Below are 10,711 nucleotides of genomic sequence, written 5' to 3' on the forward strand. Positions count from 1 at the left end.
GCAGTCTTCTTGATCTGGAGCAATTCTGCACTGTTAATAATGCTGTTTTTGTGAATAAAAGATTTTTGTAGTTTTTTTTGAATAACGGATTTATTCATTATACTTACAAAAAGTAGCATGTAAAACATGCACATCGAGTACTAACAAAAATATTAAGATCTACTTATACATATCAAATGGCAGAAAAGATTAAATTAAACTTAGAATATGTATTAAATTCTTCACCTAGAATCCTCTTTCCTTACCTTCAGGAGCCAAATGAGCTTGCTCAATGGTTTGCAGATGATGTGAATTATCACGATGGTATTTATGAATTTATTTGGGACAATGAATCCCACCGCGCTAAGTTGATTGCAACTAAAGAAAACAAAAGCGTAAAATTCAAATGGTTGGATGATGAACCGTATTTCTTCGAAATTGAAATCATTCAAGATGAATTGACCAATGATGTAGCATTGAGTGTTACAGATTATGTGAAAGAAGATAATTTGGACGATAGAAAACTAATTTGGAATAACTCTATCGGTTACCTGCAAAGGGTAATCGGAGCATAGAAATACTTAATAAACGGAGGCCTCTAAATATTCTTTGGGGGCCTCTTTATATCCTGACCATACTTGTCTTTTGGAAAGGATTGCACACAACCACTTTTACGGCCACATTAACTTTTTTCTAACATTTTTGAGTTCACAAAAAGTGTATCTTTGCAGCAAGACCATCTCTTTCCAAAGAGTTTTGTCAAATGGTCCTATTGAAATTACATGAAAAAAGTAAACTTACTCATATTACAAGCATTTATTAAGCCCTTTTTGGTGACTTTCTTTATTGTCATGTTTGTACTGTTGATGCTGTTTTTGTTCAAGTACATCGATGACCTTATCGGAAAGGGGTTTCAATGGTATGTAATTTTAGAGCTTTTGGCTTACCAATGTGCCGTACAGCTTTCTATGGCACTTCCACTTTCCATGCTTCTTTCGTCCATCATGACCTTTGGTAACTTAGGGGAGAGTTATGAACTCGTGGCCATTAAGGCTGCCGGTGTTTCTCTTCGTAAAGCCATGACCCCATTGTTTATTGTGGTAGGACTATTCAGTGCAGGATCTTTTTTCTTCTCAGATTATATCCTTCCGGTGGTAAACCTGAAAATGGGCTCCCTGTTATATGATGTCCGTAAGAAAAAAGCGGATTTCTTTATCAAACCTGGGGTTTTTAACAATACCATTCCGGGATATAGTATCCGTGCAAAGGGAAAAAGTGAAGATGGGACCACCTTGAAAGATCTGATGATCTATGAGCACCCTTCTGGAGGAACGGCGAGCAATGTGACATTTGCCAAAGAAGGCTTTATCCAAAATTCAGCTGATAATAATTACATGGTCCTTGAATTAAAGGATGGTGTGCGATATGAGGATGCTCGGGTTGAAAACGCCAAACGTTATGACCCTAGGCAACAATTTACACGATTCAGGTTTAAAGAAACAACCACTAAGTTTGATATGGGTAGTTTTCAGATGAATAGGACTGACCAGGATCTATTCAAATCCCACCATCAAATGCTGAACCTCAAGCAATTGCGGCTCTATTCTGATTCTAATCGAGTCTATATCGATAGTTTAGAGTTGGTCAATGCTGGCGAAGCCAAACGCTATGTCAATTATTATTCTCCATATTTTAGGGAAAACAGTCCTGGAAGGACTGCAGCGAAGGTTTCTTTGCCTGATCTAGATAAGAACGGGCAGTTGAGGATGGCCATTAACAATGGTCTGAGCCAAGCCAGGCAAATCAAGGATATGGCTGTCAATCGAGATGCTGAGTTTACCCCGTATGCTGAAAAGGATATCCGCTACGATATAGAATGGCACAGGAAATTCACCTTGGCCGTTTCTTGTCTCTTACTCTTTGGAATCGGAGCGCCATTAGGAGCAATTATCCGAAAGGGTGGTCTGGGACTTCCCGTCGTTATGGCCATTATATTTTTCCTGATCTACCATGTTATTGCGACCTTAGCAGAGAAAGCAGCGAAGGATGCAAGCCTGACGCCGATGTGGGGGATGTGGATGGCCATAATAGTATTGACGCCATTAGCCATCTTTTTGACCTATAAATCGACCTCAGACTCCGCCTTGTTCGATGCTGATCAGTATAAGATGAAAGCCCAGGCTATTTGGAATAAGATATCAGGGTTTTTCCAAAAAAAGAAAGAAACAAAAAGTACTACTTCTTAATAATAATTACGAGTAAATCAGAAGGAGTTGTCTACCCAGACAACTCCTTTTTCTTTTTATTTCCAAGCGGGTATATTCGATACGACTAATCAGAATTGGGGACTTTCCAGCGACCAATTGAAAAGATGTTCTTGGTCCATCCTCCCATCCTGTGCTCTGAACCCTTCCGAATGGCATCCAGGTTCAAACACCGTTACAATCAATCATCCTCGATACAAGAATAATCCCACAAGAAAACATTCTAAAAGCAGCAGGTTAAGTATTTATTAACTATCTAAAGCGCTTTAAATTAAAGGATTTTGAAACTATTTTTTCGAAATAACGACACTAAATGAATGAAAAATAAGGAGAATTAAATATTTCTTAATCAAGCCTTAATCCTATGAAAACATCCTCTCAATATTTTCGTGACCAATTTAATTGTCCAGTTAACAAGTATGAAGTTAACAATCAAACTAAACGTAAAAAATTATTATGCTTAAGAACATTTTTGGGCCCTGGCTCTTTTTACTCCTCATCTTTTCAGTTCCCTATCATGCTTTCTCGCAAAGTACCGAAGCGACCATTGTAGGAAAGATCACTGATGGTGCTGAACCTTTAAGCGGCACTACAATCACTATTCGGAACGAATCCACCGGTTTTACTCAAAAAACTGTAACCAATCAAAACGGTAACTATTCTTTTCAACAATTGCCCTTGGGTGCTCCTTACACTGTAACAGCAAACCATCTAGGTTTTCAAGAACAGAAACAAACTGATTTTCGATTAAACTATGGCGATGAATTAAATGTAAACTTTCAGCTGACCAATGAATCCAATACCATTGATGAGATTGTAGTTCAGGGTCAAGGTCTACAAAACAAGATCAGATCTTTAGGAGCTTCTACGGCAATCACTGCAAACGAACTTAAAAAGATGCCGGTAAATGGCCGTAACTTCTCTTCATTGATTGATCTTTCTCCAATGAGTACAGGAACCAACCTGGCCGGACAACGTGCATCCTCAACCAATTTTACCGTTGATGGGATGAACTCCAGAAGTACCGTTGCAGGTGGTAACAGTGGTGGAGCTTATTCAATTTCCATGGAAGCCATCCGTGAGTTTAAGGTGGTAACCAATGATTATGATGTGACTTATGGAAGAAGCGGGGGAGGTAGTGTAACTACGGTTACCAAATCAGGTACCAATACCTTGACAGGGAGTGCATTTACATTTGCAAGAACGGGTTGGTTATCCAGTAAGTATAACCTGAACGGAACCCCAAGAACCCAAGAGTTCTCCACTTATCAATATGGTTTTTCATTAGGTGGACCGATCATTAAAGATAAAGCACATTTCTTTGTGGCTTGGGATCATCAAACGGATTCAAGACCTCTCTATATCGCGGATATACAGAACGCAGCGGATATCGGCCGTTATAAAGTAACCCAAGAAACCCTGGATGCCTTCAGTCAGATCGCTCAAAACCAATATGGTGCCGATGCAAACAGATTATTCGGTGCCTTCGATAAAAAGAAGAAAACTGATGCTGCCTTCGCAAGGATTGACTGGCAGATAAATGATAAAAACTTGTTGACGATCCGTAATAACTTTGTTTACGACCAAGACAATAATCAAGAAGGGGATAATTCAGGTATCAACGCTTACGAATCGTACATGAATCGTAAATACATTAACAATAGCTTAATGGCTTCCTTGAGAACATCGATCAGTCCTCGATTGACCAATGATTTCAAGGTGCAACATTTCTACGAAAGCTCTGATGTTTTCCATAATGTCAACGGCATAGGCCAAGATCAAAGTATCCCGCGTGCTATTGTTGAAAATGTGCAATCTAAAGATGGCGAGAAAGAATATTTCAACAGCATTCAGATCGGAGGACAACGTTTTTCTCCTGAATGGTTCCATGGAAACATGATCCAAGCTGTAAATAATCTTTATTTCAACACGGAAAAGATCAAATACACCTTTGGTGCCGATATCATGTACACCAATATGGATTTTCGCTACGGTAGTGAAATGAATGGTAGATTCTACTTCACCGGAATGGATAACTTTAAAAACCTAACTCCTTATCGTTATGCCCGTGATGTATATATTACAGATGAGGAAACCACCAAGGTCAATAATTTAGCTGTCGGTATCTATGGACAGATGGAAGCAAAGATCGCTAGAGGCCTAGATGTGGTTGCCGGCCTTCGTTTGGATAATACCCAATATCTAAGAAAAGCTAACTTCAATCAGGTGGTTTATGATGAATTAGGAATTTCAACGGACAATGGAATCAATACTTTCCAAATCCAACCACGTGTGCAGTTTACATGGGATGTCAATGAAGAAAGAAAGAATATCATCCGTTTTGGTGGAGGTGTATTCGGGTCGGCCTTAAACCCTTATTCCATGCTGAACAATATGTTGTTTGATGGAACACGCATTGCCGGGGTTGATATCACAGACCCGAGATTGATGCCAAGACCTAATTTTGAAGACTACAGGAAAGATCCAAATTCAGCTCCTGGGAAAGATCTATTAAATCAACCGGGCGTAGAAAAATTGGTAACCATCAACACCAACAGTAAGGATGTTAAAGTGCCAACGATCTATAAGGCCAATATCTCCCTGAACCACTTTTTCACTCCTTCTTTAAGAGTGGGTGTGTCAGCTTTTGGTACCTGGGGAAGAAATAATTACATGTATGTTGACCGCAATATGGTTGATGAGCCGATGTTCCGTCTGAAAAATGAAGGTGACAGAGGGGTATATGTTCCGGCAAGCAGCATTAATCCTAAGAACGGTGCAGCAAACTGGGTTAACAGCAGAAAAACAACGGAAGTGGGCCGTGTGTTGGAAATGAACAGCGAGGGTAAAAACAATACCTATACCGTGGTTGTGGATGGTACTTACCGCTATTTTAAAGATGGACAAGTGACTATGTCATATACTTGGAATGATTCGAAAGATAATACCTCTTACAATGGTAATGTGGCCAATTCAGCGACCCTATCGTTAATGGTAAAAGATGATCCCCGTGATTTGAGTACCATGACTTATTCCGATAACCAATACCGCCATAAAGTAGTGTTTTATGGAACATTGCCATCCATGTGGGGTGTTTCCATGGGATTGCGCTATAGTGGTATCGCAGGAACGAGATATTCCATGGCGGTCCAAGGAAATGTCAATGGGGATTTCGTGAATTCCAATGATCTAGCCTATGTTTTCGATCCGAATAGCAATAATACTCCTGATAATATCCGTACTGGAATCAATGCTATCTTAAACAACCCGGATGCTGAACAAAGTATCAAAGATTATATCCAAAACAATGTAGGTAAAGTAGCAGAGCGAAATGGCGGTATCAATGGTTTCTACGGTGTATTCGACCTTCATTTGGCTAAAGAATTCAAATTCTACAAAACTCATGGTATTGAAGCATCCATCGATATTTTCAACGTTGCTAACCTTCTGAACAAAGAATGGGGAGTTGGAAACAACCTGGGTAAACAAAACCTGTATAGTATCAAAAGTTTTGATGCTACAAAACAAGAGTATGTGTACAACATGTCTTCTAATGTAGGGGTGTCTAACTTGAATGGAAGCCCATATCAAATCCAATTAGGATTGCGATATGCGTTCTAATTGAAAGCATTAAACAACAATAAAAAAGGAGCTAGCGACTGATCACTAGCTCCTTTTGCTATTTAGATACCGATTACTTTATCGGTTTATATGTCATTACTGGATTATAACCGTGCATGACCGAATCATTTGTCAATTTCAGGGTCAGCTCATCTTCGGATAGATTGATGATTTTATAGGTATTATAAATAATCAACGAATCACTGGAAAGATTTAATCTGTTGAACAGCTTTTCATTGACGCGATATGAAAAGACCAGGGTTGAATCTTGTCCGTTGAAGGTATAATCTCCCCAATATTCTGAAATCCTGCTAGCTGTCCTTTCATGATCCATCTTACCCCTGAACAGGGACGACTCCTTGACGGAGTCCTGAACGGTATGGCTGTATTGCGTAGCGGTAAAGCTTAAAGTGGTTACTCGGTTGTAATGTTCCGGACTACTGTTGTCCGTAAAAACCTCATCGATCAGGATATCATTTTTCCAGATGTACTTTTCCAATAGGGTTTTGTCAAACTCACCTTCAAGAGGGGACATATCTTCCTCTTTACATCCTAAAAGGATGCCAATAATAATAAAGAGTAGAAATCTTCCTTTCATGTTAATATCCCAAATTTGGTTATTGTTACTGGTAAGCTGGTTAATGTATATTTGATTAAATCAAATTTAAGCTAAAGTGTTTTACAATCAAACACTTATGTTTTATTTTTTGTTTGAGTTATTATATTTTAAATTCCCAAAATAAGTTAACCATGCTCGGCACAAAAATGTATATTTTCTTTTAAGAAATAAAATATTTCGGAAATTAAATTTCGCATTTTTAATAATCGATGGAATAAAGTAGGATTTTCATTCCATGCTCATATTTTTCATCGCCCAAAAGGGTTAATCCGTATTTCTTTTTAATACCTTCGAATAACTTTGTTCCTGATCCAATTATAACCGGATTGAGCTTGATCTTTACTTCATCCAATAATTCATTGCTGAGCAACCAGCCCGCCAATTGCCCCCCTCCACACAAATAGATATCGGTATCTGCTTCTTGTTTCAGACGCTTTACCTGTTCAACATCCAAAGGGAGAACCTTGACCTGTCCATGTTTATTTTCAAATTCCAGGTTATTGGAAAGGATATACTGGGTCATGTGTGCATAGGTAGGAGAGGGATCACCTGGTTTTACTCCGAATTGATAGCCAAATTCGTAGGTCTTCCTGCCCATCATTACATGATTGAATGCTTTTAGATCTTCCAAATACCTTTTTACAGCCTCTCCTTCATAGGAAAATCCACTTACATCATCGTTTTCTCCGGAAATAAATCCATCTATGGACGAAGCCACATAATAAATAATTTTTTTCATGTTTTTCCTTTCTGCTTTAGTCTAGCGTAATGTTCTTCTGTATGCCTACTTCCTCCAAAAAATACTGATCGTGTGAGACAACGATTAAGGTTCCTTGGTAGGAGCGTATAGCTGCGGTTAATATCTCCATATTCTGTATATCGATATTGTTTGTTGGCTCATCTAGAATAATGATATCTGGTGCTTTGCTGCTGATGTTTAGGCAACATAATAACAGGCGCATTCGCTCTCCTCCACTGAGGACCAAACAGCTCTTTTCCCAACTTTCCTTATGGAAAAGGAAACGGTTCAATCTGATCTTTACCTCATGTTCCAATAAACCGGATTGATTAAAGGACTGGGCCATATCATAAATGGAATTTGTAGACCTGACCATAGAATAGGTCTGGTCAACATATACAAAGCTGAAGTCCGCTTTTTTCAATTCGCCCGAATAGCTTGGCATCTCCCCAAGAATTAACCGTATCAAACTGGTTTTCCCGGAACCATTATTGCCTTTTATGACAACTCTATCTCCATATTGGAGCTGAAAATTTACGTTCAGTTTCCAGAGTTCTTTGCCATTGATTAGTAAATTGACATTTTTCAGCTCCACTAGGTTTTTTCCAATGGGTAGGCCTGATTCTTCAAATCCAAATTTCATTTGATCGATGTCCTGTAAATTTGCCCGGAGGCTGCTCAGATTTTGCTGGATTCCGGAAATCTTTTCCTGATGTACTCCTTTCAGTTTTGCACTGCTTCCTTCGGCCTTATTTTTTAAACCGCCCATCAGTATTTTAGGGATACCTGCCTTTTCCTGTTTTTTCTTACCGCGGGCATTCAGTTTGTTCTGCCTTTCTGAGGCTTCTCGCTCTTTTTCTTTGGCCTTTCGCAATTCTTTTTCCTTGGATTTGACATCCTGATCCAAAGCGTTGATGGCAATTTCCTTTTGCTCTGCGAAAAAATCGTAATTCCCTCCAAATCGTGAAATTCCGGTCTTGCTCATTTCGGCCATTTCTGGAATTAACCGCAGTAAAGCACGATCATGACTCACGATGAAAAGCGTCTTATTGCAGTTTTCAATAAACTGGTATAGCTGTTCTCGTGATTCCAAGTCAAGATGGTTGCTGGGTTCATCCATCAGGATCAATTCTGGTTCATGGATGTCGATGCCTGCAAGAAAGACTTTGGTCTTTTGACCGCCACTTAAGATGTTGAACGGCTCATCTAAATGCAATCCTGCAAGATTCCATCGGCTTAAGGCTTGCTGTACCCGCTCTTCCAAGGACCAATCGTCATTTAGGATTTCGAAATTGTTCTCGTCCAGCTGACCATCGAGTATAGCCAGTAATGCTTTTAATTTACCATCGATGGCCAAAGCTTGGCCTATGCTCATGCCATCGTACCTATCCAGTAATTGTGGTATGTAATAAGGGATGCTTTCACAATAGATCGATCCAGAAGTAAGCTTTAGCTCAGCAGCGATGGCTTTGAGTAAAGTAGATTTGCCTACACCGTTATTGCCTATCAAAGCAATTTTTTCATGCTTATTGATTGCCAGATGGAGGCCTTGAAATAAAATGTCTTTATTGGGATGAATATATGTTGCGTTCTGTATAATGACCATAATTCCTTTCGCTTTGAAGATAAAACCATACATAAGCATGCACATGCTTTGTTAATTGTTTTCGGAAAGAAATTGGGTATTACATATATCCTGTTTTGATTATTGGTACTGCAAATATAGGATTTTTATTTTTAATGCATAGTTTTCATGACCTATGCATTCTCTATCGTCCTAAAGGTGAGGTTTATTCGCGCCCCAAGTACCGTTTTGGTAGGAGGAAGCCGATGTAACCAATGGTCTTGGGTCTGGTCTTTCATGATCAACAGACTTCCATCTTCCAAGTAAAGGTCAATCTTCTCCTTGGAGGTTTTATGTTTAAAAGAAAACTTACGTTCAGCACCAAAAGTCAGGGAAGCGATGGCTCCATGCTTTTTCAGGTCCTTCTCGCCGTCACTGTGCCATGCCATCCCTTCTGAGCCATCATGGTATAGATTGAGCAGGCAGGAATTGAAAGTCTCTCCAGACTCTCTTTCTACCATTTCTTTGAGTTCAAGTAGCTCCGCTGTCCATGGTTCAGCAATTTTCTGTATGTTGGAATAGCTGTATTCAAATCGTTTATCACCATACCATGCTACCTTGCGCTTGGTTTCTATATGCCTGCCAAAGATGACCGCTTGGTCATTTTTCCAGCTAATGCCATGCAATAACTTTTCATAATAGCCCTTATCGGGATCACAGATTCTTCCATAATAATATACAGTCCCGTCATAGGGCAACAGGTTTTTACTTGGATTGGCCGTATTAAATAGTTTCATGTTGATTTTCTTTATCGGTCTTTGCAAATTCCCAACCTAGCATCAGTGTTTTTCGCAGTGGATTCCATCGATATCCCCCAGTTTGTCCCGAAGTCTGGATTACACGGTGGCATGGTATCAAGTAAGCGATCGGATTGCTTCCTATTGCTGTTCCCACAGCTCTTGATGCGGTAGGTTGGCCAACTTTTTCCGCAATTTCCTTGTAGGAGTTCAATTTCCCTAAAGGAATTGACAGTAAGGCCTGCCAGACCTTCAGTTGAAAGGACGTGCCCTTTAAATGCAGTTTGATGCGTTTTAAGGAAGAATCTTCCAGATTGAATATCAATAGGGCTTCCCGATGGATGGCTTGCTCCTCAGCGATAAAAGTTGCGTTCTCAAAGGAATGTTTTAACTCTTCCAATCCTGCAGAATCATTATCGACAAAAGCGAGGTAACAGATTCCTTTCTCTGTGGAAGCAATCAGGCATTTTCCAAAAGGACTACCCTGAAAACTATAGGCAATGGACAGACCCTCTGCACCTTGTTTGAATTCTGCTGGAGTCATCCCTTCGATCTGAACAAACATGTCGTGCAATCTACTGGTACTGCCAACACCAGTCAAGATATGGGTGTCAAAAAGGGTCCGTTTTTCTTCCTTCAACAATTTCTTGGCGTAGTTGACCTGTGTATATTGCAGGAATTTCTTTGGGCTGGTCCCGACCCAATCCGAAAACAATCGTTGAAAATGAAAAGGGCTTAAATGAACATGCTCCGCTATCTCTTCTAGGCTAGGTTTCTCCTGAAAGTGATCCTGGATAAACTGTATCGCCTTGGCGATACGGTCATAGTTTAACTCTTGTTGCGTCTTTTCCATATTCAAATTTCCGTACTGATCGGGACAATAAAAATCCGAATCTTGCTAATTTACAAAGAAGCTAGAACAATATTAGGTTTGGAGTTGCATGTTCGGGATGGGAGCTTGGACTAGATCATTATTTCGCGGGGAAGCTGTCCATATTTGTAGGCCTTATGTTTGTATTTAGGACGTGCTAATACAAAGAGATAGCATAAGATTATTTGTTTATATTTTTATATAACCAAAATAACAACATAAATCCTAATCTTATGCTACGACAAAATACGGATTTA

8 protein-coding genes are annotated in these 10,711 nt (G+C 39.5%); 3 read left to right on the forward strand and 5 right to left on the reverse strand.

Annotation, left to right across the window (positions count from 1 at the left end; all coding sequences use genetic code 11):
* Positions 1–176 precede the first annotated feature (176 nt).
* The 3 genes from ACWIB3_RS02940 to ACWIB3_RS02950 all read left to right on the forward strand — a co-directional run bounded on the left by ACWIB3_RS02940 (position 177) and on the right by ACWIB3_RS02950 (position 5,864).
* Complete coding sequence (locus ACWIB3_RS02940) at positions 177–554, forward strand: START-like domain-containing protein (protein ID WP_093098723.1); 378 nt, start codon at positions 177–179, stop codon at positions 552–554.
* A gap of 207 nt (positions 555–761) precedes the next feature.
* Positions 762–2,225, forward strand: a complete 1,464-nt coding sequence (locus tag ACWIB3_RS02945) for an LptF/LptG family permease (RefSeq protein WP_185210706.1) — start codon at positions 762–764, stop codon at positions 2,223–2,225.
* 474 nt (positions 2,226–2,699) lie between these two features.
* A complete protein-coding gene (locus tag ACWIB3_RS02950; RefSeq protein ID WP_313260197.1) occupies positions 2,700–5,864 on the forward strand; it encodes a TonB-dependent receptor in 3,165 nt (1,054 codons plus the stop codon).
* A 73-nt stretch (positions 5,865–5,937) separates the two neighbouring features.
* On the opposite strand, the gene ACWIB3_RS02955 is transcribed toward ACWIB3_RS02950, so the two are convergent.
* The 5 genes from ACWIB3_RS02955 to ACWIB3_RS02975 all read right to left on the reverse strand — a co-directional run bounded on the left by ACWIB3_RS02955 (position 5,938) and on the right by ACWIB3_RS02975 (position 10,436).
* Positions 5,938–6,462 carry a hypothetical protein gene (locus ACWIB3_RS02955; RefSeq protein ID WP_454290816.1) on the reverse strand — a complete coding sequence of 175 codons (525 nt, stop codon included), beginning with the start codon at positions 6,460–6,462 and terminating at the stop codon, positions 5,938–5,940.
* A 220-nt stretch (positions 6,463–6,682) separates the two neighbouring features.
* On the reverse strand, positions 6,683–7,222 hold the full coding sequence (locus tag ACWIB3_RS02960; RefSeq protein ID WP_454290817.1) for a dihydrofolate reductase family protein: 540 nt from the start codon (positions 7,220–7,222) through the stop codon (positions 6,683–6,685).
* A gap of 16 nt (positions 7,223–7,238) precedes the next feature.
* Positions 7,239–8,873 (reverse strand): ABC-F family ATP-binding cassette domain-containing protein, encoded by a 1,635-nt coding sequence (locus ACWIB3_RS02965; protein WP_454290818.1) that lies wholly within the window; start codon positions 8,871–8,873, stop codon positions 7,239–7,241.
* Between the two features lie 107 nt (positions 8,874–8,980).
* Positions 8,981–9,583: an alpha-ketoglutarate-dependent dioxygenase AlkB family protein gene (locus tag ACWIB3_RS02970; RefSeq protein ID WP_313260190.1), complete on the reverse strand. Its 603-nt coding sequence runs from the start codon at positions 9,581–9,583 to the stop codon at positions 8,981–8,983.
* The gene (locus tag ACWIB3_RS02975) at positions 9,570–10,436 is read right to left on the reverse strand and encodes a bifunctional transcriptional activator/DNA repair enzyme AdaA (RefSeq protein WP_454290819.1); all 867 of its coding nucleotides are present in this window, start codon (positions 10,434–10,436) and stop codon (positions 9,570–9,572) included. The genes ACWIB3_RS02970 and ACWIB3_RS02975 overlap by 14 nt, the downstream gene beginning before the upstream one ends.
* Positions 10,437–10,711: the final 275 nt, after the last annotated feature.

The sequence above is a fragment of the Sphingobacterium sp. NPDC055431 genome, from assembly GCF_053644255.1.

Bases quoted from the DNA above. Each gene is read 5' to 3' on its own strand.
- ACWIB3_RS02950 (WP_313260197.1), top strand. From the start codon at position 2,700: ATGCTTAAGAACATTTTTGGGCCCTGGCTCTTTTTACTCCTCATCTTT.
- ACWIB3_RS02940 (WP_093098723.1), top strand. From the start codon at position 177: ATGGCAGAAAAGATTAAATTAAACTTAGAATATGTATTAAATTCTTCA.
- ACWIB3_RS02955 (WP_454290816.1), bottom strand. From the start codon at position 6,462: ATGAAAGGAAGATTTCTACTCTTTATTATTATTGGCATCCTTTTAGGA.
- ACWIB3_RS02945 (WP_185210706.1), top strand. From the start codon at position 762: ATGAAAAAAGTAAACTTACTCATATTACAAGCATTTATTAAGCCCTTT.
- ACWIB3_RS02970 (WP_313260190.1), bottom strand. From the start codon at position 9,583: ATGAAACTATTTAATACGGCCAATCCAAGTAAAAACCTGTTGCCCTAT.
- ACWIB3_RS02975 (WP_454290819.1), bottom strand. From the start codon at position 10,436: ATGGAAAAGACGCAACAAGAGTTAAACTATGACCGTATCGCCAAGGCG.
- ACWIB3_RS02965 (WP_454290818.1), bottom strand. From the start codon at position 8,873: ATGTGCATGCTTATGTATGGTTTTATCTTCAAAGCGAAAGGAATTATG.
- ACWIB3_RS02960 (WP_454290817.1), bottom strand. From the start codon at position 7,222: ATGAAAAAAATTATTTATTATGTGGCTTCGTCCATAGATGGATTTATT.